Genomic DNA, 26498 nt, shown 5'->3' with positions numbered 1-26498 from the left:
CCCAGGGGCGCCGCGCAGGGTGCCCCGGGCGTGTGTGGTCCGCTTCTCCCGCCGGGGGGATCAGGGCACCTGCCCCATATCGTGGCTCATCATCGGCATCATGTTGTGGTTGAGGTGGTACATCACCCATAGCGAGCCCGAGAGCGCGATCACGACAATGATGATCGTGAAGATCAGCGCCATGACCGTCCAGCCGTTCTCCGACTTGGTGTTCATGTGCAGGAAGTAAATCATGTGGACCACGATCTGCACCACGGCGAAAGCCATGATGACCAGCGCGGTCGCCTGTTTGTCGGCAATCGCGCCGCTCATCACCAGCCAGAACGGGATGGCGGTGAGCACGGCCGAGAGGATGAAGCCGATCAGGTAATCGCGCAGCGAGCCGTGGCTGCCTTCGTGATCGTCGTGATGCCCGTCGGCGTGCGGATTGGGGTGGGCGTGGTGGTCAGCGGCGCTCATCTCAGCATTCCCATCAGGTAGACGAAGGTGAAGACGCCGATCCAGATGACGTCGAGGAAGTGCCAGAACAGCGAAAGGCACATGAGGCGGCGCTGGTTGGCCGGGATCAGGCCCTTGGCCCCGATCTGCACGACCAGCGTGAACAGCCAGATCAGACCGAAGGTCACGTGCAGGCCGTGGGTGCCGACCAGCGAGAAGAACGCGGTCAGAAAGCCGCTGCGCATCGGCGTGGCGCCTTCGTGGATCAGGCCGGCGAACTCGTGCAGCTCGATCCCGATGAAGGCCATGCCGAACAGCGCGGTGACGAGCAGCCAGGCCTGGGTCGCGCCCCTGCGGTTCTTCGCCATCGCCAGCATCGCGAAGCCATAGGTGATCGAGGAAAACAGCAGCATCGCCGTGTTCACCGCAACCAGCGGGAGCTCGAACAGGTCCTTGGGGCCGGGCCCGGCGGCATAGTTTCCGCCGAGCACGCCATAGGCGGCGAACAGCATCGCGAAGATGAGGCAGTCGCTCATCAGGTAGATCCAGAAGCCCAGCATGGTGCTGCCGCCTTCGGGATGATCGTGCTCGTTCAGGTCATAGAACGCGGCGGTGATCTGCTCGGGGCTCGCCTTCGGCGTCGTTGCGTCGAGAGTGGTGGCGCTCATGGTTCAGGCTCCCGCCGCGGCCAACTGGCGCGTGCGCGCGTCCTCGGTCTCCACCACGGTCTCGGCCGGGATGTGATAGTCGCGCTTGTAGTTGAAGGTATGGGCGATGGCGTAGCCGAGGATGCCGGCGAAGGCGGCGGCGGCCAGCCACCAGATGTACCAGATCATCGCGAAGCCGAGCACTGCCGAGAGGCCCGCCAGCACCACGCCGGTGGCAGTGTTCTTCGGCATGTGGATCGGCCGGAAGCCGCTGGTCGGGCGCTGCACGCCGCACCGCTTCATGTCTTCCCAGGCATCGATGTCATGGACGATCGGGGTAACCGCGAAGTTGTAGGCGGGCGGCGGCGAGCTGGTCGACCACTCGAGCGTGCGGCCGCCCCAGGGATCGCCGGTCTCGTCGCGAAGCTGGTCGCGCTTCATGATCGAAACGCCGAACTGGACGAACATGGCCGCGATACCGACGGCGATCAGTACGGCGCCGATGGCGGCGATCACGAACCAGATCTGCAGGCTGGGATCGTCGAACACGCGCATGCGGCGGGTCACGCCCATCAGGCCGAGCACATAGAGCGGCATGAAGGCGAGGTAGAAGCCGACCACCCAGCTCCAGAAGCTGACCTTGCCCCAGAACGGATCGAGCTTGTAGCCGAAGGCCTTGGGCCACCAGTAGTTGATGCCTGCGAAAGTGCCGAACACCACGCCGCCGATGATCACGTTGTGGAAGTGGGCGATCAGGAACAGCGAGTTGTGCAGCACGAAGTCGGCAGGCGGCACGGCCAGCAGGACGCCCGTCATGCCGCCGATGGTGAAAGTGAGCATGAAGGCCACCGTCCACATCATCGGCAGTTCGAAGCGGATGCGGCCGCGGTACATCGTGAACAGCCAGTTGAAGAGCTTCGCGCCGGTCGGGATCGAGATGACCATGGTAGTGATCCCGAAGAACGAATTGACGCTGGCGCCCGACCCCATCGTGAAGAAGTGGTGCAGCCACACGATATACGACAGGATGGTGATGACCATCGTCGCGTAGACCATCGAGGTGTAGCCGAACAGGCGCTTGCCCGAGAACGTGGCGGTCACTTCGGAGAAAACGCCGAACAGCGGCAGGATCAGGATGTAGACCTCGGGGTGGCCCCAGATCCAGATCAGGTTCACGTACATCATGGCGTTGCCGCCGAAGTCGTTCGTGAAGAAGTCGAAGCCCAGGTAGCGGTCGAGCGAGAGCATGCACAGCACCGCCGTCAGCACCGGGAAGGCGGCGACGATCAGGATGTTGGTGCACAGCGCAGTCCAGGTGAAGACCGGCATGCGCATCATTGTCATGCCCGGCGCGCGCATCTTGACGATGGTCGCGATCAGGTTGACGCCCGAGAGCAGCGTACCGACGCCCGCGACCTGCAGAGACCATATCCAGTAATCGACGCCGACCCACGGACTGTAGGCGAGGTTCGACAGCGGCGGATAGGCCAGCCAGCCGGTCTGGCCGAATTCGCCGAGGAACAGCGAGGTCATCACCAGCGCCGCGCCCGAGGCGGTCATCCAGAAGCTGAAGTTGTTGAGGAACGGAAAGCTGACGTCGCGCGCGCCGATCTGCAGCGGCACGACATAGTTCATCAGGCCGGTAACGAAGGGCATCGCGGCGAAGAAGATCATGATCACGCCGTGGGCGGTGAAGATCTGGTCGTAGTGGTGGGCGTTGAGGTATCCCTCGTTTCCGCCGAAGGCCATCGCCTGCTGCAGGCGCATCATGATAGCATCGGCAAAGCCACGCGCGAACATGATGAGGCCTAGCACCATGTACATGATGCCAATCTTCTTGTGGTCCACGCTGGTGAACCACTCCTTCCAGAGATAACCCCAGAGCCGGAAATAGGTCAGCGCGCCGAGCACGGCGGCAGCGCCGATCGCCACGATCACGAAGGTGACGAGGACGATGGGCTCGGTAGGAATGGCATCCCACCAGAGGCGGCCGAGCAAGGGGCTCCAGTGATTATGAACTACGGCTTCCATGCTAGTCAGTTCCGCGAAGTCAGGGAGAGGTGCGCCGTCGTGTCCGCGCCCTGATCCCAGGCGACGGATTGCGGGGCGGAAAGGCCGGCGCCGGTCAGCGATTGCGGGTTGGCGGGGGCTTTGACGGTATTGTCGGGAGCCTGGCCGGGCTCCTGCTTGCACAGCGCGCGCACCCAGGCGAGTTCACGCTGCGCGGCGGCATCGGGGTTGGCATTGGCCTTGGCCGAAGCCTCGCGCCCGTACTTGTCGTAGGCGAGCATCTCGACGTTGCGGATGCCGGCCTTGCCGAGCCCGCCCTGCGCATCGAGCGCCATCATCTCGCTCATGCACATCTTGCCGGGCTCGACGCACATGTCGAGGATGGCGCCGTAGAGGTCGGGCGATACCGATGCGTAGTGGATGACGGGGACCTTCTCGCTCGGCTTTTCGAGCTTGAGATAGGTCGCGCGGTCGAGCGCGCCCGCATTGTTCCGGCTGCCGGACTTCACGCCGCTCACCCACTTGGTGAAGTCCGCGTCGGTCACCGACCGGGTGGCGAAACGCATGTTGGAGAAGCCGGCGCCGCTGTAGTTTGCCGAAAAGCCGGTGAACTCGCCGGTCCGGTTCATCACCGCGTGCAGGCGCGTTTCCATGCCCGGCATCGCGTAGATCTGGCCGGCCATGGCGGGCACGAAGAACGAGTTCATCACGCTTGATGCGGTGATCTTGAACTGCAGCGGCCGGCCCTGCGGCACGACCAGTTCGTTAACCGTGGCAATGCCCTGTTCGGGGTAGATGAACAGCCATTTCCAGTCGAGCGCGACCACTTCGACCTGCAGCGGCGCGGCATCGTGCGCGACGGGTGTTTTCGCATCGATGCGGCCGATGGTGCGGTAGGGATCGAGCAGGTGCGTGCCCACCCATGTCAGCGCGCCCAGGCAGATGATGATCAGCAGCGGGGCGGCCCAGATGACGAGTTCGAGCTGCGTCGAATGATCCCAGTCGGGCTGGTAGTCTGCATCCTTGTTCGAGGCGCGGTACTTCCAGGCGAAGAACACCGTCAGCGCCATGACTGGCAGGATGATGATCAGCATCAGGATCGTCGACATGACAACGAGGTCGCCCTGTTGCTGTGCGACATCGCCGGCCGGATTGAGAACGACCGTGTTGCAGGCTGAAAGCCCGCCCGACAGTGCCAGGGCGGCAAGGATGCGCACTGTCGGACGGGCGGGGTTAGCCGCGCCGGGGGGATGAAGGGGGGGGCGCGGCATCTCGTGGGACTCGGTGGAGCACATGAAAGGGGCGCCTAGGCCGATGCTGCGAACGCGAACATAGGACATTTTGTCCAATCCCCTTGATCGCGATCAATGACGATAGGGCGAACCAGTAAAGGACGGGCGTTTGCGCGCCCGGCATTGATTCGCCCGTTGCCGGATGCTCAAGATTGCGGTCTCCAGCGGTGGGTGCAGACACGAAAGCCGCGAGATCGAGATGACCAGCACCACGCCCACACGAGAAGCCCTGGGGCTACCGATCTTCAAGGAGCACCATCAGGTGTCCCCGGCCGAGATCGCCATCGGCGTGATCATTGGCCGAACCTCGGAATTCTTCGATTTCTTCGTCTATGCCATCGCATCGGTGCTGGTGTTTCCGCAGCTGTTCTTCCCCTTCGTCGATGCGCTGACCGGGACGCTGTGGTCATTTGCGATCTTCTCGCTGGCCTTCATCGCCCGGCCTTTCGGCTCGCTCGTCTTCATGGCCATCGACCGCGCCTATGGCCGCGGCACCAAGCTGACGATCGCGCTGTTCATGCTGGGCGGGTCGACGGCGGCCATTGCCTTCCTGCCCTCCTATGCCGATGCGGGCACGACCTCGATCTGGCTGCTCGCGTTGCTGCGGCTGGGGCAGGGCTTCGCGCTCGGCGGTACCTGGGACGGCCTTGCCTCGCTGCTCGCGCTGAATGCGCCCGAGGACAAACGCGGCTGGTATGCGATGATACCCCAACTCGGCGCGCCCTTCGGGCTGATCGTCGCCAGCCTGCTCTTCGCGTTCATGGTCACATCGCTTTCGGCTGCCGACTTCCTCGATTGGGGCTGGCGCTATCCCTTCTTCGTGGCTTTCGCGATCAACGTCGTGGCGCTCTTCGCCCGCCTGCGCATCGTCGTCACCGCGGAGTTCGAGCACCTGTTCCGCACACGCGACCTGCAGCCGGTCAGCGTCTCGTCGACGATACGCACCGAATGGCGAACCATCGTGATCGGCGCTTTCGCTCCGCTGGCGAGCTTCGCGCTGTTCCACATGGTGACGGTGTTTCCGCTCTCGTGGGTCTATCTCTTCACGCGCGAGACGCCGACGAGCTTTCTGCTGATCGAGGTGGTCGCGGCGGCTTTTGGTGTCGTCGCGGTGGTGGCCTCGGGCCGGCTTGCCGATGCCTTCGGCCGCCGCCGTCTTCTCGGCGCCTGCGCGGTCGGCATCGCCGTGTTCTCCGGCTTTGCGCCGCAGCTTCTCGATGCCGGGACGGTGGGCGAGATCGTGTTCATGGTCGTCGGCTTCGTGCTGCTGGGGCTGGCCTTCGGGCAGTCCTCAGGCGTCGTCGCGTCCGGTTTCGCGACCGAGCACCGTTACACCGGCTCGGCGTTCACCAGCGACTTGTCCTGGCTGCTGGGCGCCGGCTTTGCGCCGCTCGCCGCACTGCTGCTCTCGGTAAACTTCGGCTTGATCGCCTCGGGCGCCTATCTGCTCTCCGGCGCACTGGCGACACTGATCGCGCTCTGGCTCAACACCGAACTTGCCGGTCGCAAGTAGGGCAACATCTGAATCAAGACCGCCTAGCCAACCGAATCCGACATACGCATTCCTATTCCACGTCATCCCCGCGAAGGCGGGGATCCCGCTTCTAGCCGTACAGGGTAAGGAAGAGCAGCGGGCCCCCCGCCTTCGCGGGGGCGACGGATTGTGGGGCGAACTTCGTTTCCACCGCACAGGATGTCGCTCTGCATTTTTCTTCGGCCATGGACAGGATGGTCACCGATAGAACATAATAGGAACATTGAAGTGATTCGAGATATGTTCCACCATGCTTGCGGACCAGAGCGACACCTGCCTGAAGGCGCCTTGCGCGCCTGAAATCGACGAGTCCGGCTTTCCCTGGCCTGCCCGGGGGCTGCTGCACGAGATCCATGCCGATGCCACAGCGCTTGCGGCAGCGATGGGCTTTGCGCTGGGCACGATAGACCGCGCCGGGGGAAAGCCTATCGTGCTCGCCCGCTGTCCACGCCGCGCAGCGATGCGTGTGCAGCTTTACGGGGAAGGGCTTCAGGCGCTGGGCGTCGATCCGGCTCGGCTGCTGCTCGTCGAAACGAGGGACGAGGCCGCGCTTCTGCAGGCGGGGCTCGATGCCGCGCGCTGCGGCGGGCTGGGCGCGGTCGTGCTGGAGACCTGGGGCAATCTGCCGCGCTACGACCTTACCGCAAGTCGCCGACTGGTGCTAGCTGCCGAGAAATCCGGCACCCCGGTGATTGTCCTGCGCGGCGATGCCGTGCCCCGTTCCAGTGCGGCGCACAGCCGCTGGAATGTGCGTCCTGCGCGGTCCGTCCCGCTGCTCGCCGATGCGCCGGGTTCGCCTGCCATCGAAGTGGAACTGTCCCGCCGGCGCGGCGGCCCTGCGGGGATGTGCTGGCGGCTCGAATGGGGAGACGAGAACGGAGGATACTTCCATGCAGAACGCGTCGATGCCGCGCCGGTATCTGGCGCTGTGGTTCCCGTGGCTCCCGTGCGAGCGGGTGCGCCGGGAGGCCGGGCGCTCGTGCTCCACGCCTTTGGCGCTCGTGGCGCGGTCGGGCAACGCGCTGCGCCTCTCGGCCGTGGACGCGCAGGCAGCCCGGCTGGGCCTTTCCCCGGGAATGACCCTGGCCGACGCACGGGCGCGCTGCCCGGAGCTGGAGAGCCTGCCGCACGACGAACAGGCCGATACGCACACGCTTGAGCGGCTGACCGCGCGCATGGTGCGCTTCACTCCCATGGCCGCGTCCGATCCGCCCCACGGCGTGATGCTCGACATCACCGCCTGCGCGCACCTGTTCGGCGGCGAGGCGGAACTGGCGCGGCAGGCCATTGCCGAAGCCGGCTTCACCGCGCGCCATGCCTTTGCGGATCATGCCGCTGCGGCACGCGCGCTGGCGCGGTTTGGAAGCGGTGAGGGCGATGTCCGCGCCCTGCCGATTGCCGCGCTCGAACTGTCGGAGGATGTGCTTTCGGGGCTGCGCCGGGCGGGGCTGGTCACGTTGGGCGACCTCGCGGCCCGGTCGATGGCGGCACTGGCAGCGCGCTTCGGCGAGGAGGCAGTGACGCGGCTGATGGCGGTGCTCGGCGAAAGAGATGTGCCGCTGACGCCGCAGCGCCCACCCGTCCGGCTGCGCGCGCAAGTCCGCTTTCCCGAACCGATCGGGCGCACCGAGGACGTGCTCGATGTGATCGAGATCCTGCTGGCGGACCTGTCGCGGCAAATGGAGGAGCGGCGTCTGGGCGGCAGGCGTTTCGTCGTCAGGCTGGAGCGTACCGATGGCGCGCGGCGGCGGCTGGCGGTGGATACGAGTCTCCCGAGCCGCGATCCGGCGCGGATCGTGCGGCTGTTCCGCGAGCGGATCGAGGCCCTGTCCGACCCGCTCGATCCGGGTTTTGGATTCGACGCTGTGGTGCTTGGCGTGACGCGGGCCGATCCCCTCGATCCGGTTCAGCCGGACATCGCCGGGAAGGCCTCTGCCGAGGCGGAGGGCCTTGCCGTGCTGATCGACCGGCTGACGACCCGCTTCGGGGAGGGCGGCGTCCTGCGCCTTGCCGCGCGCGATACCCATCGGCCCGAGGCGGCGCAGCGCCATCTGCCGGCCCTACGCGCCCGGCCGAAGCCATGGAACGAGCCGCCCTCGCAGCCCCGGCCGCTGTTCCTGCTCGATCCTCCGCAGCCGATCACGGCCATGGCCAGCGTCCCCGACGGCCCGCCGCACCGGCTGCACTGGCGCGGGCGCATGCACCGGCTTGTCCTCGCCGAAGGGCCCGAGCGGATCGCCGCCGAATGGTGGCGCAAGCCCGATGGTCACGTTCCGGGCGAGGCCGGGCTCACGCGCGACTACTACCGTGTCGAGGACGAGGAAGGCGCGCGTTACTGGGTCTTTCGTCACGGCCTTTACGACGAGGCGGGCAATCCGCGCTGGTACCTGCACGGCCTGTTCGCATGATCTTCGCCGAGCCCGTCGCGGCCACCGCCTACAGCTTTCTGCGCGGCGCCTCGCATCCCGGCGAGATGGTGGCGCGCGCCCATGCGCTGGGCATGGCGGGCATCGGCATTGCCGACCGCAATACCGTGGCCGGCGTGGTGCGCGCGCATGTCGCCTGGAAGGAGCCGGGCGTGCGCGACAGCGGCTTTCGTCTGCTCACCGGCGCGCGGCTGGTTTTCGCGGACGGGACGCCGGATGTGGTTGCCTATCCCGTCGATCGCGCCGGGTGGGGGCGGCTCACGCGCCTGCTCACGCTGGGCAACCGCCGCGCGGAGAAGGGCGAGTGCCTGCTGAACCTGCCCGACCTGCTGGATCATGCCGAAGGGCTGGCACTGATTGCCATGGACGGCACGCCGGACCTGCTCGCCAGTCTCAAGGCGGCCACCCCGCACCTGTGGCTGGCCGCGACGATGCCGCGCGGCGGGCGCGATGCGCGCGAACTGGAGCGGCGTAGGACACTATCGGCTCAGGCGGGCGTGCCGCTGATCGCTACCAACGATGCGCTCTATGCCGGGCGCGAGTGCCGGGCTCTTCACGATGTGATGACCTGCATCCGCGAGGGGACCAACGTGCAGGCCGCAGGCCGCAAGCTCGCGGCCAATGGCGAGCGCTACCTCAAGCCGCCTGCCGAAATGGCGCGCCTGTTCGCCCGCTGTCCGGCAGCGCTGGCGGCAGGCGCCGATCTGTTCGCTGCGATCACCTTCACGCTCGACGATCTGCGCTACGAATACCCGCACGAGCCGGTGCCGCCCGGCCACACCCCGCAAGGCTGGCTCGAGCATCTGGTCGACCGCAATGCGCGTGAGCACTTCCCCGATGGCTTGCCCGAGGCCTACGCCCGTACGCTGGAGGAGGAATACCGCCTGATCCGCGAGAAACGCTACGCGCCCTACTTTCTCACCGTGCACGATATCGTCGCCTATGCGCGCTCACTCGATCCGCCGATCCTGTGTCAGGGGCGCGGCAGTGCGGCCAATTCGCTGGTCTGCTATTTCCTCGGCATTACCCCGATCGATCCGGTCGAGCAGCAATTGCTGTTCACCCGCTTCCTCTCCGAAGCGCGTGACGAGCCGCCCGACATCGACGTCGATTTCGAGCATGAGCGGCGCGAGGAGGTGATGCAGTACATCTACCGGCGCTATGGCCGCGAGCGTGCCGGGATCGCTGCCACCGTGATCCACTACCGTCAGCGCAGCGCGATCCGCGAAGTGGGCAAGGCGCTGGGGATGACCGACGATGTGACCGCGCGCCTCTCGGGCACGATCTGGGGCAGCTGGAGCAAGGATGAACTGCCCGAACAGCGCCTCACCGAAGCCGGCTTCGATCCCGCCAATCCCGAACTCGCCCGGCTGCGCGATCTGGTGGGCAGCCTGCTCGAATTTCCCCGGCACCTCTCGCAGCACGTCGGCGGTTTCGTGCTCACCGAAGGGCGGCTCGACGAACTGGTGCCGATCCATAACGCGGCCATGCCCGACCGCACTTTCATCGAATGGGACAAGGATGACATCGATGCGCTGGGGCTGATGAAGGTCGATGTGCTGGCGCTCGGCATGCTGACCTGCATCCGCAAGAGCTTCGACCTGATGCGCACGCATGGGTTGGGCGATTACACGCTCGCCACCACTCCGCGCGAGGATGCGGCCACCTATCGCATGCTCCAGAAGGCCGACAGCATGGGCACGTTCCAGGTGGAAAGCCGCGCGCAGATGTCGATGCTGCCGCGCATGAAGCCGAAAGAGCTTTACGATCTGGTAATCCAGGTTGCGATCGTGCGGCCGGGGCCGATCCAGGGGGGCATGGTCCATCCCTATCTGCGCCGCCGCAATGGCGAGGAGTTGGTGGAATTTCCCGGTCCGCCGGACAATCCCGACGAACTGCGCGCGGTGCTGGGGCGGACGCTGGGCGTGCCGCTGTTTCAGGAACAGGCGATGAAGCTGGCCATTGTCGCGGCCGAATTCACCCCGGAGGAGGCCGATGGGCTGCGCCGCGCGATGGCAACGTTCCGGCGTCACGGGACAATGCCCCATTATCAGGACAAGCTGATCGAGGGCATGGTCCGGCGCGGCTATCAGCGCGATTTCGCCGAACGTTGCTTCGAACAGATCAAGGGCTTCGGCGACTATGGTTTTCCCGAAAGCCATGCGCAGGCGTTCGGCTGGCTGGCCTATGTCTCGAGCTGGCTGAAATGCCACTATCCGGCGGTGTTCGCCTGTGCGCTGCTCAACAGCCAGCCCATGGGGTTCTACGCACCCTCGCAACTGGTGCAGGACGCCCGTGCGCATGGCGTGGAGGTCCGCTCCATTGATGTCGGTGCCAGCCAGTGGGACAGCACGCTGGAAGGCGAGCGCATCCTGCGTCTCGGCTTGCGCCAGATCGGCGGATTTCGTCAGGAGTGGGCGGAGGCTCTGGAGAAGGCGCGCGGCACAAGAGCCTTCGTGGACATTCAGGATCTCGCCGCCCGCGCCGGCCTGCCTTCGCGAGCCATGACCCTGCTGGCCGATGCCGATGCGCTGGAGTCGCTGGGGCAGAGCCGCCGCCAGGCCGGATGGGACGTTCGCCGCCTGCCGCCCAAACAGCTCTCGCTGTTCGAAGCGATGGAAGCCCCCGAACTCGGTGCAGAACCCGATCCCGCGCTGCCCGCGATGCCGCTGTCGGAGGAAGTCGTTGCCGACTACCAGACGCACCGTCTTTCGCTCAAAGGCCATCCCATGCAGTTCCTGCGCGGCCAGTTCGCGGGAGAGGGCGTGCTGAGCTGCGCCGAGGTCAACGCCGCGAAGGACGGGGCGCGGGTGCGCTGCGCGGGCGTGGTGCTGGTGCGCCAGCGTCCGGGCAAGGGCAATGCCGTGTTCATCACCATCGAGGATGAGACCGGCGTGGTCAATGCGCTGCTCTGGGCCCGCGACTTCGAGCAGCAGCGCCGCCCGGTCATGGCCGCCCGGCTCGCCGAGATCGCCGGCGAGGTCCAGCGCAGTAAGGAAGGCGTGGTGCACCTGATGGCGAAACGCGTGACGGACCGCTCGGCCCTGCTCGGACAGTTGGACGGAACCCTGCCGGTGGACATGAAGGATGGCCCGCCCGCTGCAGCCCCGCGTTCATTCCACCCGCGCGACGTGCGAATCCTGCCGCGATCGCGGGATTTTCATTAGGGGAAGGGCATCGGAACCAAACGGATTGCGTTTCCGGTTCACGGCATATTCGCATTGAACGAACAGCACGCGTGCCTACAGTTCATCATGGTGTGTCTGCTGGTGCGTCCCGTGGGGATTTTGAAGAATGTTTGGCAGCCGATTACGAATCCTGGCGGCGCAAGCGCGCCTTTTTGCGATCGGATTGTCTGCCTGCGTGATGTCCGCACAGGCCGCGGCACAGGATGCCTGCGGCATTGATCATGCCGACAAGATCGGCGCCGGCGTCTGGCCGATATATGGCGATGCGCAACTGGCGGAAGACATTCGAAGGTTGGACCTGAGCTGGCACTACAACTGGCGCGCGTCGAGCGCGGCCACCGAGGACGGTTTCGTGCCGATGATATGGTCGGGGCGCGAGCTGCCCGCCTCCCAATCGGCGAAGGGCGACACGCTTCTGACATTCAACGAGCCAGACAAGTCGGACCAGGCAAACATGCCGGTCGAACTGGCCCTGGCATACTGGCCGACCCTGATGGCAAGCCACAAGCGGTTAGGTTCTCCTGCGGTTTCAACCGGCAACGAGATTGGACCGGAAAGCTGGCTCGGTGAATTCATGCAGGCGGCCAGGGCAAGAAATTATCGTGTCGATTTCATTGCCGTCCACTATTACGCCGCCAACCCGGATATCGAAGAATTCAAGCGGCGCCTGTCCGGTATCCACGAGGAATATGCCCTGCCTCTCTGGATTACGGAATGGGCCCTGGCCGATTGGAAGGACCCGGACCGATATTCCGTCGAGGAACAGCTGCAGTTCTTCAGGGACGGCTCCGAAATGCTGGATGACCTGCCTTTTGTCGAACGCCACGCTTGGTTCGGCCTCTATGACGGACTGGACGACTGGAATCTCAACTCGGGATTGATTGCCCAGGGACATATATCGGCGATCGGCCTCCAGATGAGGGAATTCATGGAATGTCCGGACAGGGGCGTCGATCAGCCGTAGCTCCCGTCATCCCTCAAGCCTTTCCTCCCATCCCGAGCATCCGCGGCAGTTCCTTGCGCAGCATGCCCACCAGTTCGGATATCTTCGGCTGCAGGTGCCGCCGCTGCGGATAGACGGCCCAGATCGGTTCGTCCGCCGGTTGGAGGTGAGGGAGCACCGCGATCAGGCGGCCCTCTGCCAGTGCCTGCCGCGCGTAGAAATCGGGGAGCTGGCACAGGCCCATGTCGTCGAGCGCCGCTTCCAGGACGGCGCTGCCGCTGTTGCAGCGCCAGCGGCTGTGCGGGCGGTAGGCGTGATTCTGACCGTCCACGCAGAAGCGCCAGCTCGAGGCGTTGCCGACGAGGCAATCGTGGTCGTCGAGATCGGAGAGGGCTTGAGGGCTGCCGCGCCGTTTCAGGTAGGCCGGGCTGGCGCAGGTCACCAGCGAGCGGCTGGCGATGCGGGTGCCGATCAGCCGCGAGTCCGGCAGGTGCCCGGTGCGCACAGCCATGTCGTAGCCTTCCGCGACGAGGTCCACGACGCGGTTGGTGAGGTCGATGTTGACCTGCAGGCGGGGATAGGCGCGGGCGAAGCGGCGCAGGATCGGGGCGATGAAACGCTCGCCCATGGCGGTGGAGCAAGTAAGGCGCAGTTCGCCCTGCGGCTCACCCTTCTCGTTGACGAGGGCGAAGGCCTCCTCGCGCTCGGTCACCATGCGCCGGCAATGTTCGAGGAAGACGCGGCCGGTGTCGGTCAGCCGCACCGAGCGCGTGGTGCGATGGAACAATTGGGTCTGTATGCGCGCTTCCAGCCGCATGATCGCGCGGCTCATGTGCGTGGTCGATACGCCCAGCGCCGATGCGCCGCCGCGAAAGGAGCCTGCCGTGGCTACGGCCACGAACTCGTCAATCCCGTCCCAGGAACTCATGATTGTCCCTCACATGATATAATGAGTTGCGATTTTCCGCCTTTATCACAACAGTCGCCCCGCGATAGACAGGCCGCAACAAATCAGGAGTTGCCCCATGAAAACCCGCGCCGCCGTCGCTTTCGAAGCCAAGAAGCCGCTGGAAATCGTCGAAGTCGATCTGGAAGGCCCCAAGGAGGGCGAGGTTCTGGTCGAAATCATGGCGACCGGCATCTGCCACACCGACGCCTACACGCTGGACGGATTCGACTCCGAGGGCATCTTCCCCTCGATCCTGGGCCATGAAGGCGCGGGCATCGTGCGCGAGGTCGGCCCGGGTGTAACATCGGTGAAGCCGGACGATCACGTGATCCCGCTCTACACCCCCGAATGCCGCCAGTGTAAGTCGTGCCTGTCGGGCAAGACCAACCTGTGCACCGCGATCCGCGCGACGCAGGGGCAGGGCCTGATGCCCGACGGCACCAGCCGCTTCAGCTACAAGGGCGAGACGATCTTCCACTACATGGGCTGCTCGACCTTCTCGAACTTCACCGTGCTGCCCGAGATCGCCGTCGCCAAGATCCGCGAGGACGCGCCGTTCCAGACATCGTGCTACATCGGCTGCGGCGTCACCACGGGCGTGGGCGCGGTGGTGAACACGGCCAAGGTGCAGGTGGGCGACAACGTGGTCGTCTTCGGCCTCGGCGGCATCGGCCTCAACGTGATCCAGGGCGCGCGCCTTGCCGGTGCCAACAAGATCATCGGCGTCGACATCAACCCCGACCGCGAGGAATGGGGCCGCAAGTTCGGCATGACCGATTTCCTAAACACCAAGGGCATGAGCCGTGAGGATATCGTCGCCAAGATCGTGCTGATGACCGATGGCGGCGCGGACTACACTTTCGATGCCACCGGCAACACCGAAGTCATGCGCACCGCGCTCGAAGCCTGCCACCGCGGCTGGGGCACTTCGGTAATCATCGGCGTGGCCGAGGCGGGCAAGGAAATTTCCACGCGCCCGTTCCAGCTCGTGACCGGCCGCAACTGGCGCGGCACCGCGTTCGGCGGGGCCAAGGGCCGTACCGACGTGCCGAAGATCGTCGACATGTACATGCAGGGCAAGATACAGATCGACCCGATGATCACCCACGTCATGGGGCTGGAAGAGATCAACACGGCCTTCGACCTGATGCACGAGGGCAAGTCGATCCGCAGCGTCGTGGTATTTTAAGCGCCACCTTCCCGTTCGTGTCGAGCGAAGTCGAGACACGATGGAACTGTACTAACGTGTCTCGACTTCGCTCGACACGAACGGAGACGGTATGGAAATAGTATCGACCAATCGCAGTCACGGCGGCGTTCAGGGCGTCTACAAGCATCAGAGCAGCGAGACGGGGACGGAGATGACCTTCTCCGTCTTCGTGCCCGATCATGCGGAAGGCGCGAAGCTGCCGGTGCTCTGGTATCTTTCGGGGCTCACCTGCACGCACGCCAACGTCACCGAGAAGGGCGAGTTCCGCGCCGCCTGCGCCGAGCATGGCGTGATCTTCGTGGCGCCGGACACCAGCCCGCGCGGCGACGATGTGCCCGACGATGAAGGCTACGATTTCGGCAAGGGCGCGGGCTTCTATGTCGATGCGACGCAGGAACCGTGGGCGAAGCACTTCCGCATGCGGTCCTACATCGAAAAGGAGCTGCCCGCGCTGATCGCCGAGCAGTTTCCGGCCGACATGGAGCGGCAGGGGATCACCGGCCATTCGATGGGCGGCCACGGTGCGCTGACCATTGCGTTACGCAATCCTGAGCGGTTCAAGTCGGTCAGCGCCTTTTCGCCGATCGTCTCGCCACTCGCTTGTCCCTGGGGCGACAAGGCGCTGACCGGATACATTGGACCGGACCGTGCGGCATGGCGCGAATACGATGCCTGCGCGCTGATCGAGGACGGGGCGCGGGTCCCGGACCTGCTGGTCGATCAGGGCACCGCCGACGGCTTCCTGGCGGACCAGCTCAAGACCTACCTGTTGTCGGACGTTTGCGAGAAGGCGGGGCAGCATGCGGCGATCCGCATGCAGGATGGCTACGACCACTCCTACTACTTCATTTCCACCTTCATGGCCGAGCATGTGGCCTGGCATGCCGAACGGTTGAAATAACGGGAATGGAGCCGGACCGGCTGATCCGGCTCCACCCTTTGTCCCGACTTCCGGGCGGCGCGACCCGTCAGGGATAGTCGACAGTCACGCGCGGCACGTCGCCTTGGATCTCGCCGTGCGGGGTGCTGTACTTGATCACCGGCACGCCCAGATCGCGGCCCACATCCAGCGTTTCGCCGTTGCCGGCGGGCTGGAAGTAGTTCACCGGCACGTCGAGCCGCGCATATTCCTGCCCGTCCGAACTCAGCACGATTTGCGCGGGACCGCCGGGCTTCATCGTCTGGAACTGCATGGTGAGCGAAGTATCGCCCTGCGGCAGCGCCTTGTCCGAGACGACCTTGAAGATCTCCTGCGGATCGGTCGAGCGCGCCCAGACGAAGGCCGGACGGCCCTGATCGAGGTAAAGGCTCCAGCCGCCGAACCAACTTCCGAGTGCCACGACGGCGCCCGAGGCCTGCGCGCTGTCCAACTTGAGATCGGCCTTGAGCGTGAAGGGCCGCGCCATCAGCGTCGGGCCGCCCACGGCCGGGATTGATACGTCCTTGCCCCAGAAGTCGTAGTGTTTGCGGGTGCTGGGATGCATCGTCGCCATGGCGCGCGCCATGCCGAAGCGGTGATCGAGCGGATAGACGTTGTTCTCCTCCGCTTCCTTGCGGAACAGCGCCTTCATGGCTTCAAGCCGCTCGGGGTACTTGGCCGAGAGGTCGGTGGACTGCGAGAAGTCCTTTTCGAGATCGTAGAGCGTCCAGGTGATCTTGGGCCTGGGGCCGGTCGGCGGAACGTTGGTCCACGATGTCCGGCCATCTTCGCCGCTGAGGAACCAGCCGTCGTGATAGAGGCCCATCTTGCCGGTGATCTCGAAATACTGCGTGCGTGGCTTGTCGGCCTGGCAGGTCTTGAGGCTCGGCAGCAGACTTTCGCCGTCCATCGGCTTTTGTGCGGTACCCAAGACTTCCTTGGGTGCCGGCAGGCCGGCGGCATCGAGAACCGTCGGGGCAATGTCGATCAGGTGCGAGAACTCGCTGCAGACCGAGCCGGGCTTCGCTACATGGCCGGGCCAGCTCAGGATCATGCCGTTGCGAATGCCGCCCAGCATGTCGGCATATTGCTTTACCCAGCGGAACGGCGCGTTCATCGCCCAGGCCCAGCCGACCGAATAGTTTTCGTAGGTTTCCGGTCCGCCGAGCTTGTCGATGTTGGCGAGCATCCATTCCTTGCGCTCGGGAATGCGGTCCATGCCGCGCAGTTCGTCGATGGTACCTTCCGGGCCCGCTTCGCCGCTCGCACCGTTGTCGCCGAGGACGACGGCCACCAGCGTGTTGTCGAGCTGACCCATGCGCTGGAGTTCATCGAGCACGCGCCCGACCTGTGCATCCTGAAACGCGAGCTGGGCAGCGGCGACTTCCATGGTGCGGGCGTGGAAAGCCTTTTCCTGCGGTGTCAGCGTGTCCCAGGCCGGAATGTCCGCGGGGCGCGGGGTCAGCTTGGTGCCCTGCGGGATAATCCCCATGGCCAGCTGGCGACGCCATGTCTCGACGCGCATCACGTCCCAGCCCTGGTCGAACTTGCCCTTGAAGCGGGCGATCCACTCGGGCGGCACCTGATGCGGCGCATGGGTGGAACCGGGCGCGAGGTAGGCGAGGAACGGCTTGTCGGGCGCGCCTGCTTTCTGGTTGTGAATCCAGCGGATCATGTCGTCGGCCAGACGCTCGTCGAGCAGCTTGCCCCGACCGTCTTTGGTGCCTTCGTCGGGATCGACGCGGGCTATGCCGCGATAGAGGTCGGGCGAATACTGGTCGGTGTCGCCGTAAGGGAAGCCGTAGAAGTATTCGAAGCCGAGGCCGGTCGGCCAGGCATCGAAAGGACCGGCCTCGCTGCGTTCCTCAGCCGGCACGTTGTGATGCTTGCCGAACATCGCGGTGTTGTAGCCGTTGAGCTTCAGGATCTGTGCGATCGTGGCGGTGTCGCGCTGCATGCGGCCGTCGTAGCCGGGGTAGCCCATCGAAATGTCGCTGAGCCAGCCTACGCCGGCATTGTGGTGATTGCGCCCGGTCAGCAGTGCGGCGCGGCTGGGCGAGCAGATGCCGGTGGTGTGGAAGCGGTTGAAGCGTTCGCCTACGCGCGCCAGCCGGTCGAAATTGGGAGTCGGCACCGGCCCGCCAAAGGCGCTGGCCATGGCGAAGCCGACGTCGTCTGACATGAATAGCAGCACGTTGGGCGCGCCCTGCGGAGCCTGCACCGGCGCGGAGGGCGAGGGCGTGGAATCCAGTGCGCTGTCGGCGATTGTCCCGGTGAATGGTGCGCGCGGGATCGGCAGCACGGTGCGGTCGGCCTGGGCGATGGCGGGAGCGCAGGTGCCCAGCGCCAGCCCGACGGCTGCGATCTTCAGGCGCTTGAATGCGCGCTGATTTTTCCGGTTATGGGGGCTGGCTTTCCCACCCGCAAATGTCCGCTGAACCATTGGCTTTCCTCTCCCGCTAGGTCGTCGCGGAAGATAGCGGGCAGAAATATGACGTCTAATGCATTAAAAGCCTAAGTTTGATGCTATCGGGGCATGCTATGGATCTCACACGTCTTCGCCACATCGTCGCCGTTGCCGATACGCTCAGCTTCTCGCGCGCCGCCGAACAGCAGAACATCACGCAACCGGCGCTCAGCCGCAGCATTGCCGCGTTCGAAAGCCGGCATGGCCTGAAACTGTTCGATCGCGGGCGTGGCGGGGTGACGATTACGCCAGCCGGGCAGTTCGTGGTGGAGCGGGCGCGTCCGATGCTGCGGGCTTCCGATGAGTTCACGCGCAACGTGCGTCTCTATTCGGAAGGCGCGGCAGGCCGCTTTGCCTTCGGGATCGGCCCCTTGCTGGCCAGCGTCCTGCTTCCCCAACTGGGCAGCCGTCTGCTGACGGCGAGCCCGCATCTGGAAGTGGCTACTCTGGTCAAGTCGCCGGGCGATCTCCTCGCCAACCTGTTCGAGGATGCCATCGAGATGATCATCGGCAACTCCTGGCAGCTCTCCGATCATCCGGGCATCATGATCGAGGACATCGGGCCCCTGGACCTGGAGCATGTGGTGCGTGGCGGCCACCCGCTGGCCCGGCTGGACAAGGTCACGCCGGAACAGCTTGCGGCCTATCCGGCAGCAAGGCCCGTCAGGTACACCAGCGGCTCGGCCGAACCCGGCGCTTTCATTTGCGACAACTTCCATGTGCTGCGCGAAACCGTCCTCGCGTCGGACTGCACCTGGATAACGACGCCCGCCTTCGTGCGGGACAATCTGGCCGACGGCAGCCTGAAAGTCCTTGACGTTGAAGGGCTTGCCATGGGGCCGAGCCGGATCTGCATCGTGACGCTGGCCGGGCGTACGCGGTCCCCGGCGGCCAACATGATCGCCGATCTGGCACGCCAGGCCATGGCCGATATCGCCATGCAGCAGGGCTGAACGCTCCCCCTCATTTTCGTCCCTCGCATTGACATCTCCTCACCGATCGCTATCCGCGCTTAAACGCTAATGCGAATCGTTATTAAAAGAGGTGAATGGTGATTGATATGAGGGCATGCGGGCGGATCGGGGCGTCGCGAATGGGGTGGTATCTGTCTGCGGCGGTAGCCGCGCTGACTGCCAACAGCCTTTGCGCCGGGACAGCCCTGGCGGACGATGCCGATCGCGAGACCAAGCGCGGCGAGATCGTGGTGACGGGGGCGCTGCCGGACGACTATGTGATCGGCAGCCAGGCCACCTCTACCCGTCTCGACCTGTCAGTACGCGAAACGCCGCAGGCCATGACCGTCGTCACACGCGCGCAGATCGAGGACTTCAACCTCAACAGCATCAACGATGTCCTGCTGATGACGCCGGGCGTCAACGTCGAACGCGCCGAGACCGACCGGACCTATTACAACGCTCGCGGTTTCGACATCGTCAATTTCCAGTACGACGGGATCGGCCAGCCGCTAAGCTATGGCCTGCAGACGGGCTCGGTCGATACGGCGCTGTTCGAGCGCGTGGAAGTCGTGCGCGGGTCGACCGGCCTGTTGTCGCTGACCGGCAATCCCTCGGCGGCGGTGAACTTTGTCCGCAAGCGCCCCGGGACCGAAACCGGCGGCCATGCCAGCCTCAGCTACAGCGCCTTCGATACGGTGCGCGGGGACGTCGACGTGAATGCGGCGCTGACCGAAAACGGCAGTCTGCGCGCCCGCTTCGTGGGGGCCTACGAGGAAGGCGACAGCCACCTCGATTTCTACCACAACTCGCGTCTGGTGCTTTACGGCATCTTGGCTGCGGACCTTGGGCCGAACACGACTGCCACAGTGGGCTATTCCTGGCAGAACTCCGACCCGCGCGGGGTCACCTGGGGCGGCGTGCCTTTCCTGGATGCCGACGGGAACATGGTCACCTACGATCGCTCGACGACGACGGCGCAGCCCTGGTCGCGCTGGGAAACGATCGACCGGGACTTGTTCGGCGATATCACGCATGACTTCGGCAGCGGCTGGCAGGGCAAGATCTCGGTGCTCCGCCGTGCGCGCGATCAGGCTGCGAAGCTGTTCTATCTCTATGGTGCCCAGGATCCCGATACCGGCGAGGGTCTGTTTTCCTGGCCCGGAGCCTACATTGACGAGGACCGTCAAACGACGGTCGATGCCCATGTCAGCGGCAAACTGAACTTTGCCGGGCGGGAGCATGACCTGGTTCTGGGGGTAAATTACGGCGAGGCTCAGATATTCGAATACGAGGCGAGTGACCCGTCGCTGACCTATCTGCCGCTAACGCCCGAACAGGCGTTCGAAGGCCAGTTTCCCTATCCCGATTTCGGCGACTATTCGCTCGAGGCGGACTTCAACACCAAGATCTATGGGGCCTACGGCCTGCTGCGGCTCTCGCTTGCCGATCCGCTGAAAGTTATGCTCGGGGGCACGATCACGCGGATGGAGCGTTCGGGCACGTCTTACGGAACGGAGAATTACTTCAAGAAGACCGCATTCACGCCATTTGCCGGACTGACGTTCGACCTTACCGGGCACCTCACTGCCTACGCCAGCTATGCCGCGATTTTCAATCCGCAGGTCCAGGCGGATGAGCAAGGGGCGATTCTCGACCCTGTCGAAGGCAAGACCTACGAGGCCGGGCTCAAGGGCGAGTGGAACGGCGGCAAGCTCACGGCGAGCGTTGCCGTGTTCAAGACCGAGCAGGACGGCGTGGCCGAATATGCCGGGTTCAGCACGGTGACCGGCAAGGACTTCTACCGGGGCGTCAACAACAGCTCGCGCGGCGTCGAGGTCGATGTCGCGGGTGAGGTGCTGCCCGGCCTGCAGGTGACTGGCGGCTATGCCTACGTCGATGTGGAGGACGATGACGGCAACGATGCGCGAACCTTTATTCCCAACCACACGATCCGGTTCAGCGCGGTCTATTCGCCGCCGTCGTTCGAGGCGCTGCGTCTGGGTGCATCGGCTCGCTACCAGAGCCGTATCACCAATGGCGATGCCTATCAGGACGCCTATGCCGTAGTGGACCTGATGGCGCGCTATCAACTGACCCGGAACCTCTCGCTCGCGGTCAACGTCGATAACGTCGGCGATGCCAAGTATTGGCAGAGCCTGCAGTGGGCTCAGGGGATCTACAGCGCTCCACGCACGGTGCGCGGCACTGTCGGCGTCAGCTTTTGATTGCGGAGGGGACGTGTCCGCGGCTCAGAAGCCGCGGGCGCGTCCCTCGCGGCGGGGATCGGCGCCGCCCTCGTAGCCGCCATCCTTGACGATCACCGCCTGCAGACCCGAGTTCTCGCCGCGTGCGGTCGACAAGGGCATGCCGCGGGCGGCGAGGCCCTGCATGATCGGCTCGGGGAAGGGATCGGCGCTGAAGCGGTCGCCCCGGGCCACCAAGTTGGGCAGCGAAACGGCGTCCTGCGGGCTCATCTTCCAGTCGAGCAGGGCGACCAGCGCCTTGAGGTTGTAGGCCTGGATCGAGCTGCCGCCCGGCGATCCGGCGGCCGCGTAGAACTTGCCGTCGTGGGTTAGCACGATCGCGGGCGCCATGCTCGAGCGGGGGCGCTTGCCGGGGGCGGGGGCATTGGCTGCCGGCGTACCGTCCTTGTTTGCGGGGGAGAACGAGAAGTCGGTAAGCTGGTTGTTGAGGAAGAACCCGTCGACCATCCGGCCCGAGCCGAAGATGCTCTCCACCGTCGTTGTCATTGATACGACATTGCCCTGCGCATCGACGATCACGAAGTGGCTGGTGCCGCCCGGTTCGGCGGTGGCATCCGGCCCGACCTGCGGTGCGCCTTCCGGAATGCCGAACGTCACCGGCCCGGCCTTATCGCCGATCAGCTCGGCGCGCTTTTCGAGGTAAGCCGGATCGAGCAGGCCCTTGATCGGCACGTCCACGAAATCCGGATCGCCGATGTAGCGGTCGCGGTCGGCATAGGCGAGGCGGCTGGCCTGCGCGAATTCGAACCACGCTTTTTCGTCCTTGGCGCTTCGCTCGCCGATGTCGGTCTGGTTGAGAATGCCGAGCGCGATCTGTAGGCCGGGGCCGCCCGAGGGTGCCGGCGGGGTGCAGACGAGATAGATGCGATAAGGCTTGCACAGCGCCTCGCTCTTGACGGGACGATAGGAGGCCAGGTCGGCCAGCGTCAGCGTGCTGGGACGCGGCCCTTCGTGGACGCGTTTCACGATGTCCAGCGCGACCGGGCCGGTCAGCAGCCCCGATGCCCCGAACTTGCCGATGCGCTTCAGCGTCTGTGCATAGGCCGGGTTCTTGAGAAGGTCCCCGGCGGCATAGGGCGTGCCGTCTGGCTTGGTGAAATAGCGCTTGGCGTCGGGCGCGGAGGGCTGCGGCGCCTGCTTGATGCGGATCATCCCGGCAAGGCGCGGACTGACGATGAAGCCGTCCTCGGCCATCTTCTCGGCAGGCTTGAGCAGCTCGGCCCAGGGCAGGCGGCCATGGTCGTGATGCGCCATGTCGAGCATCGCGACAGCGCCCGGCACGCCGGTGGAAATGCCACCCAGCACCGCGTCGAAGAAGGGCAGGGGCTTGCCGTCGTCGCCGAGGAACAGCTTGTCGGTCGCCCCCATCGGCGCCTTTTCGCGTCCGTTGTAGGCGGTGACCTTCCCGGTCCCGGCATCGTAGTAGACCATGAAGGCGCCGCCGCCGAGGCCGGAGCTTTGCGGTTCGACCAGCCCCAGAACCGCCTGAATGGCAACCGCGGCATCCACGGCCGAGCCGCCTTTCTTCAGCACGTCGACGCCGACCTGCGTCGCCAGCGGGTTGGCGGCGGCAACCATGGCGTGTTTGGCAAAGCCGGATTGTTTTTCCGCACTGGCGGTTTCCGCATGGGGCTGTGCGGCAAGCGGGCTGCCGGTGCTGACTGCGGCCAGGCTCAGCGCGGCTGCGCCCAGACTCAGGAGAAGGCGGCGCAGCGGCGTTTTACGGGGGGAATTGGGCATGGCTGCCTTAAGGCCATGCCTGCGCAGGAATTTCAACCCGGACCAATGGCCAAATGCAGTCGCTGCCGGATGCGAAAGATGCAACTCGAACCGTTGACATGGCGGCGCGCACGGCCGACCATCCCCTTGCGACGACAGGAAATGCCCGTGGGTCAGCCAGAACGCGAACAAGTGCATTCCGAAGGGACCGTGGCGGCCGTGCGCGGTGCCGTGGTCGATGTCGTGTTCCCGGAAGGTGAGCTGCCCGCCATCGACGAGGCGGTGACGATTGCCGAGCGTGACGGCACCGCCATTCTCGCCGAAGTTCAGGCGCATCTCGACACCCGAACCGTGCGTGCCATTGCACTGGAGCCGACCGCGGGCCTGCGCCGCGGCGACACTGCTCGCAGCATGGGCCAGCCGCTGACGACGCCGGTGGGCGACGCGGTGCTGGGCCGCCTGCTGACCGTTTCCGGCGCGCTCGGCGACAAGGGCGAGCCGCTGCCTCACGACGTGCCCCGCTGGCCGATTCACCGCGCGCCGCCGGCCTTGTCCGAACAGTCGGGCGTGATCGATACCTTCACCACCGGCATCAAGGTGATCGACCTGCTGACCCCGCTCTCGCGCGGCGGCAAGGCGGCGATGTTCGGCGGCGCGGGCGTCGGCAAGACGGTGCTGGTGATGGAACTGATCCAGGCCATGGTCACCGGCTATCAGGGCATTTCCGTCTTTGCGGGCGTGGGCGAGCGGTCGCGCGAGGGGCACGAAATGCTGCTCGACATGACCGAGTCGGGCGTGCTCGAGCGCACCGTGCTGGTCTATGGCCAGATGAACGAACCGCCGGGCGCGCGCTGGCGCGTGCCGATGACCGCGCTGACCATTGCCGAATACTTCCGGGATCAAAAGCACCAGAACGTCCTGCTGCTGATGGACAACATTTTCCGCTTCGTTCAGGCGGGCGCCGAAGTCTCGGGTCTGCTCGGCCGGCTCCCCTCGCGGGTGGGCTATCAGCCGACGCTGGCGAGCGAAGTAGCCAGCTTGCAGGAGCGCATCGCCTCTGTCGGCGGTGCGGCGATCACGGCGATCCAGGCGGTCTATGTGCCCGCCGACGATTTCACCGATCCCGCCGTCACCACCATTGCCGGTCACGTTGATTCGATGATCGTGCTGTCACGCTCGATGGCGGCCGAGGGGATGTATCCCGCCATCGATCCCATCGCCTCGACCTCGGTCCTGCTCGATCCGGACATTCTGGGCGAGGAGCATGTGAAGGTCGCCACTGAAGTGCGCCAGACTATCGAGCATTATCGTGAGCTGCAGGACGTCGTCTCGCTGCTGGGAATCGAGGAACTCGGATCGGATGACCGCCGGATCGTCGAGCGGGCGCGGCGCTTGCAGCGCTTCCTCACGCAGCCGTTCAATGTGACCGAGGCGTTCACCGGAACGCCGGGCAAGACGGTGAAGCCCGAGGATACCATCGCCGGCTGCCGCGCTATTCTCGATGGCGAATGCGACGACTGGCGCGAGAGTTCGCTGTTCATGGTCGGCACGCTGGAGGAAGCGCGCGCCAAGGAACAGGCCGCTGCCGGGAAGCAAACGGCATGACCCGGACGCTGCACCTCACCATCGCCACGCCCGAGACCGCCGTGGTCGACGGGGCGGCGCGCAAGGTGCGGGCCATGGACGAATCCGGCAGCTTCGGCCTGCTCCCCGGCCATGCCGATCTGCTGACGGTGCTGCCATCCTCGCTGGTGCGCTGGGAAGACGATCAAGGCGCCGTCCACTACTGCGCCGTGCGCAGCGGCGTGCTGACCGTGAGCGGCGGGGAGCATGTTGCGATTGCCTGCCGCAAGGCGCTGCTCGGCGACGATCTCCACGCGCTGGAAGCCGAAATCGAGGCGGCCCGCGCCAGCGAGGAAGACGCCGAGCGTTGTGCCCGCGTCAAGCAGGCGCAGACCCATGCCCGCGCGGTGCGGCAGCTCATGCGCTACCTCATGCGCGATGGCGACGACGGCCTGAGCGAAATCCTGGCGGAGCATGAGGGATGACGCGCGATCACGATCCCATGGCCAAGGCCGCGCGGCAGGCGTCCGAGCGCGACCGCGCCGGCCGCGCCGATCCCGAGCCCTCGCTCGGCACGCGCTTTGCGCAGATCGGTGTGCTGGGCTGGATGGTGGTGCTGCCGATGCTCGCCTTGCTGGCTGCGGGGCGCTGGCTCGACCACCGCTTCGGCACCGGAATTTTCTTTTCCGCGCCGGCCCTGATGATAGGGGCGGCGATCGGTTTCACATTGGCCTGGCGTTGGATGCATCGAAAGCTGTGACTGTTCCCGAACCTCTCGTATGGCTTGAAGTGATCGGCGCGCTGGTCGGCGGCTTCGTGCTGGGCCTCGTCCATTTCGGCACGCTGGCCTCAGTGAGCGAGGACTACCTTGCCGGCCGCACGACCCGGGCGCTGGCGCTGCATCTCCTGCGCATGGCGGTCATGGTCGCAGCGCTGATCGGGCTGGTCCAACTCGGCGCCATGCCGCTGCTGGCAGGCGCGCTGGGCATCGTTGCCGCGCGCGCCGTCGTCCTGCGGCGTACACGGAGAGAGCCATGAACTCGCCGTTGGTCATCGAGCCTCTGTTCTATGTCGGCCCGGTGCCGATCACCCAGCCGGTCGTGGCGACCTGGGTCATCATGGCAGTGATGGTGCTGTTTTCGCTCCTGCTGTCCCGCCACTTGAAGCCGCGGCCCGGACGCACGCAGGCGGTGATGGAATTGATTACCGGCGCGCTGGACCATCAGATCGAAGAAGTGGTGCAATCGGACCCGGCACCCTATCGCGTGCTGATCGGAACCATCTTCCTTTTCGTGCTCATCGCCAACTGGTCGGGCATGCTGCCGGGTGTGGAGCCGCCCACCGCGCATCTCGAAACCGACGCCGCGCTGGCGCTGCTCGTCTTTGCGGCAACGCTCTATCACGGCGTGCGGTCGAACGGCTTCGTCGGCTATCTCAAGACCTTTGCCGAGCCCACCTGGATCATGATCCCGCTCAACCTCGTCGAGCAGATCACCCGGACTTTCAGCCTGATCATCCGCCTGTTCGGCAATGTGATGAGCGGGGTCTTCGTGATCGGCATCATGCTCTCGCTGGCCGGTCTGCTCGTGCCCATCCCGTTGATGGCACTCGATCTGCTGACCGGCGCGGTGCAGGCCTATATCTTCGCCATTCTTGGCTGCGTCTTTATCGGCGCCGCGGTCAGTGAGGGCCGCGACGCCGCTTCGCAGGAACGGAGTCCTTCATGACAGTTGAGGAAATCAGCATTCTTTCGGCGGCGATCGCCGTGTCCTTCGGCGCGCTGGGGCCGGGGCTGGGCGAGGGGCGGGCCGTGGCCGCCGCGCTCGATGCCATTGCCCGCCAGCCGGAATCGGCCGGCACGATCTCGCGCACGCTCTTCGTCGGTCTGGCGATGATCGAGACCATGGCGATCTACTGTCTTGTGGTCGCGCTGCTGGTGCTCTTCGCCAACCCCTTCGTGAAGTAAGCGCAGG

At 65.3% G+C, this 26498-nt stretch carries 21 protein-coding genes; 14 read left to right on the top strand and 7 right to left on the bottom strand.

Features of this window, described 5'->3' with window-relative positions; genetic code table 11:
* Window positions 1-60: 60 nt before the first annotated feature.
* Genes cyoD through cyoA form a run of 4 tightly spaced genes read right to left on the bottom strand, consistent with a single transcriptional unit; the run spans window position 61 to window position 4366 of the window.
* On the bottom strand, window positions 61-459 hold the full coding sequence (cyoD, locus tag LK12_RS15290) for a cytochrome o ubiquinol oxidase subunit IV (RefSeq protein ID WP_039285866.1): 399 nt from the start codon (window positions 457-459) through the stop codon (window positions 61-63).
* Complete coding sequence (gene cyoC, locus LK12_RS15285) at window positions 456-1106, bottom strand: cytochrome o ubiquinol oxidase subunit III (RefSeq protein WP_039285864.1); 651 nt, start codon at window positions 1104-1106, stop codon at window positions 456-458. The genes cyoD and cyoC overlap by 4 nt, the downstream gene beginning before the upstream one ends.
* 3 nt (window positions 1107-1109) lie before the next feature.
* Window positions 1110-3116: a cytochrome o ubiquinol oxidase subunit I gene (gene cyoB, locus LK12_RS15280; protein ID WP_039285860.1), complete on the bottom strand. Its 2007-nt coding sequence runs from the start codon at window positions 3114-3116 to the stop codon at window positions 1110-1112.
* A gap of 5 nt (window positions 3117-3121) precedes the next feature.
* Window positions 3122-4366: a ubiquinol oxidase subunit II gene (gene cyoA, locus LK12_RS15275; protein WP_039286126.1), complete on the bottom strand. Its 1245-nt coding sequence runs from the start codon at window positions 4364-4366 to the stop codon at window positions 3122-3124.
* A 220-nt stretch (window positions 4367-4586) separates the two neighbouring features.
* On the opposite strand from cyoA, the gene LK12_RS15270 reads away from it, so the two are divergent.
* From LK12_RS15270 to LK12_RS15250, 4 genes are all read left to right on the top strand, one after another.
* A complete protein-coding gene (locus LK12_RS15270; protein ID WP_039286123.1) occupies window positions 4587-5900 on the top strand; it encodes an MFS transporter in 1314 nt (437 codons plus the stop codon).
* A 911-nt stretch (window positions 5901-6811) separates the two neighbouring features.
* Window positions 6812-8329, top strand: a complete 1518-nt coding sequence (locus LK12_RS15260; protein ID WP_456237688.1) for a Y-family DNA polymerase — start codon at window positions 6812-6814, stop codon at window positions 8327-8329.
* Window positions 8326-11514, top strand: coding sequence for an error-prone DNA polymerase (locus tag LK12_RS15255; RefSeq protein WP_039285855.1), 3189 nt, complete (start codon window positions 8326-8328; stop codon window positions 11512-11514). Before LK12_RS15260 ends, LK12_RS15255 begins: the two co-directional genes overlap by 4 nt.
* Before the next feature lie 199 nt (window positions 11515-11713).
* Entirely contained in the window at window positions 11714-12499 is a 786-nt protein-coding gene (locus LK12_RS15250; RefSeq protein ID WP_231568380.1) for a glycosyl hydrolase, read from the top strand.
* 13 nt (window positions 12500-12512) lie between these two features.
* Here the strand turns inward: LK12_RS15250 and LK12_RS15245 are convergent, their stop codons facing one another.
* On the bottom strand, window positions 12513-13406 hold the full coding sequence (locus LK12_RS15245) for a LysR family transcriptional regulator (protein ID WP_039285853.1): 894 nt from the start codon (window positions 13404-13406) through the stop codon (window positions 12513-12515).
* Between the two features lie 97 nt (window positions 13407-13503).
* Here LK12_RS15245 and LK12_RS15240 point away from each other — a divergent pair, with 97 nt between their 5' ends.
* Window positions 13504-14616, top strand: coding sequence for an S-(hydroxymethyl)glutathione dehydrogenase/class III alcohol dehydrogenase (locus LK12_RS15240; protein ID WP_039285850.1), 1113 nt, complete (start codon window positions 13504-13506; stop codon window positions 14614-14616).
* A 91-nt stretch (window positions 14617-14707) separates the two neighbouring features.
* Window positions 14708-15538 (top strand): S-formylglutathione hydrolase, encoded by an 831-nt coding sequence (fghA, locus tag LK12_RS15235; protein WP_039285847.1) that lies wholly within the window; start codon window positions 14708-14710, stop codon window positions 15536-15538.
* 67 nt (window positions 15539-15605) lie between these two features.
* Here fghA and LK12_RS15230 read toward each other — a convergent pair whose 3' ends face one another.
* Window positions 15606-17999 (bottom strand): arylsulfatase, encoded by a 2394-nt coding sequence (locus LK12_RS15230; RefSeq protein ID WP_039285844.1) that lies wholly within the window; start codon window positions 17997-17999, stop codon window positions 15606-15608.
* A gap of 98 nt (window positions 18000-18097) precedes the next feature.
* On the opposite strand from LK12_RS15230, the gene LK12_RS15225 reads away from it, so the two are divergent.
* Entirely contained in the window at window positions 18098-18976 is an 879-nt protein-coding gene (locus tag LK12_RS15225; RefSeq protein WP_039285842.1) for a LysR family transcriptional regulator, read from the top strand.
* Between the two features lie 140 nt (window positions 18977-19116).
* Complete coding sequence (locus tag LK12_RS15220; RefSeq protein ID WP_039285840.1) at window positions 19117-21204, top strand: TonB-dependent siderophore receptor; 2088 nt, start codon at window positions 19117-19119, stop codon at window positions 21202-21204.
* Between the two features lie 24 nt (window positions 21205-21228).
* Here the strand turns inward: LK12_RS15220 and ggt are convergent, their stop codons facing one another.
* Entirely contained in the window at window positions 21229-22983 is a 1755-nt protein-coding gene (gene ggt, locus LK12_RS15215) for a gamma-glutamyltransferase (RefSeq protein WP_156135504.1), read from the bottom strand.
* A 141-nt stretch (window positions 22984-23124) separates the two neighbouring features.
* Here ggt and atpD point away from each other — a divergent pair, with 141 nt between their 5' ends.
* Genes atpD through LK12_RS15185 form a run of 6 tightly spaced genes read left to right on the top strand, consistent with a single transcriptional unit; the run spans window position 23125 to window position 26491 of the window.
* Window positions 23125-24567, top strand: a complete 1443-nt coding sequence (gene atpD / locus LK12_RS15210; RefSeq protein ID WP_039285838.1) for a F0F1 ATP synthase subunit beta — start codon at window positions 23125-23127, stop codon at window positions 24565-24567.
* Window positions 24564-25010: a F0F1 ATP synthase subunit epsilon gene (locus LK12_RS15205; RefSeq protein WP_039285835.1), complete on the top strand. Its 447-nt coding sequence runs from the start codon at window positions 24564-24566 to the stop codon at window positions 25008-25010. Before atpD ends, LK12_RS15205 begins: the two co-directional genes overlap by 4 nt.
* Complete coding sequence (locus tag LK12_RS15200; protein WP_039285833.1) at window positions 25007-25285, top strand: AtpZ/AtpI family protein; 279 nt, start codon at window positions 25007-25009, stop codon at window positions 25283-25285. The genes LK12_RS15205 and LK12_RS15200 overlap by 4 nt, the downstream gene beginning before the upstream one ends.
* A complete protein-coding gene (locus LK12_RS15195; protein WP_052223443.1) occupies window positions 25282-25563 on the top strand; it encodes an N-ATPase subunit AtpR in 282 nt (93 codons plus the stop codon). Before LK12_RS15200 ends, LK12_RS15195 begins: the two co-directional genes overlap by 4 nt.
* The gene (locus LK12_RS15190; RefSeq protein WP_039285830.1) at window positions 25560-26252 is read left to right on the top strand and encodes a F0F1 ATP synthase subunit A; all 693 of its coding nucleotides are present in this window, start codon (window positions 25560-25562) and stop codon (window positions 26250-26252) included. Before LK12_RS15195 ends, LK12_RS15190 begins: the two co-directional genes overlap by 4 nt.
* The gene (locus tag LK12_RS15185; protein WP_039285828.1) at window positions 26249-26491 is read left to right on the top strand and encodes a F0F1 ATP synthase subunit C; all 243 of its coding nucleotides are present in this window, start codon (window positions 26249-26251) and stop codon (window positions 26489-26491) included. The genes LK12_RS15190 and LK12_RS15185 overlap by 4 nt, the downstream gene beginning before the upstream one ends.
* The last annotated feature ends 7 nt before the right edge of the window (window positions 26492-26498 follow it).

It is taken from the genome of Novosphingobium malaysiense (genome assembly GCF_000802225.1).
GTDB classification, from domain to species: domain Bacteria; phylum Pseudomonadota; class Alphaproteobacteria; order Sphingomonadales; family Sphingomonadaceae; genus Novosphingobium; species Novosphingobium malaysiense.
Note: the sequence above shows the minus strand (reverse complement) of the source record. Positions and strands in the feature narration are given on the sequence as shown.

Coding starts and splice junctions, on each gene's coding strand:
- cyoD (WP_039285866.1), bottom strand. CDS start 459: ATGAGCGCCGCTGACCACCACGCCCACCCCAATCCGCACGCCGACGGG.
- cyoC (WP_039285864.1), bottom strand. CDS start 1,106: ATGAGCGCCACCACTCTCGACGCAACGACGCCGAAGGCGAGCCCCGAG.
- cyoB (WP_039285860.1), bottom strand. CDS start 3,116: ATGGAAGCCGTAGTTCATAATCACTGGAGCCCCTTGCTCGGCCGCCTC.
- cyoA (WP_039286126.1), bottom strand. CDS start 4,366: ATGCCGCGCCCCCCCCTTCATCCCCCCGGCGCGGCTAACCCCGCCCGT.
- LK12_RS15270 (WP_039286123.1), top strand. CDS start 4,587: ATGACCAGCACCACGCCCACACGAGAAGCCCTGGGGCTACCGATCTTC.
- LK12_RS15260 (WP_456237688.1), top strand. CDS start 6,812: ATGCAGAACGCGTCGATGCCGCGCCGGTATCTGGCGCTGTGGTTCCCG.
- LK12_RS15255 (WP_039285855.1), top strand. CDS start 8,326: ATGATCTTCGCCGAGCCCGTCGCGGCCACCGCCTACAGCTTTCTGCGC.
- LK12_RS15250 (WP_231568380.1), top strand. CDS start 11,714: ATGTCCGCACAGGCCGCGGCACAGGATGCCTGCGGCATTGATCATGCC.
- LK12_RS15245 (WP_039285853.1), bottom strand. CDS start 13,406: ATGAGTTCCTGGGACGGGATTGACGAGTTCGTGGCCGTAGCCACGGCA.
- LK12_RS15240 (WP_039285850.1), top strand. CDS start 13,504: ATGAAAACCCGCGCCGCCGTCGCTTTCGAAGCCAAGAAGCCGCTGGAA.
- fghA (WP_039285847.1), top strand. CDS start 14,708: ATGGAAATAGTATCGACCAATCGCAGTCACGGCGGCGTTCAGGGCGTC.
- LK12_RS15230 (WP_039285844.1), bottom strand. CDS start 17,999: ATGGTTCAGCGGACATTTGCGGGTGGGAAAGCCAGCCCCCATAACCGG.
- LK12_RS15225 (WP_039285842.1), top strand. CDS start 18,098: ATGGATCTCACACGTCTTCGCCACATCGTCGCCGTTGCCGATACGCTC.
- LK12_RS15220 (WP_039285840.1), top strand. CDS start 19,117: ATGGGGTGGTATCTGTCTGCGGCGGTAGCCGCGCTGACTGCCAACAGC.
- ggt (WP_156135504.1), bottom strand. CDS start 22,983: ATGCCCAATTCCCCCCGTAAAACGCCGCTGCGCCGCCTTCTCCTGAGT.
- atpD (WP_039285838.1), top strand. CDS start 23,125: ATGCCCGTGGGTCAGCCAGAACGCGAACAAGTGCATTCCGAAGGGACC.
- LK12_RS15205 (WP_039285835.1), top strand. CDS start 24,564: ATGACCCGGACGCTGCACCTCACCATCGCCACGCCCGAGACCGCCGTG.
- LK12_RS15200 (WP_039285833.1), top strand. CDS start 25,007: ATGACGCGCGATCACGATCCCATGGCCAAGGCCGCGCGGCAGGCGTCC.
- LK12_RS15190 (WP_039285830.1), top strand. CDS start 25,560: ATGAACTCGCCGTTGGTCATCGAGCCTCTGTTCTATGTCGGCCCGGTG.
- LK12_RS15185 (WP_039285828.1), top strand. CDS start 26,249: ATGACAGTTGAGGAAATCAGCATTCTTTCGGCGGCGATCGCCGTGTCC.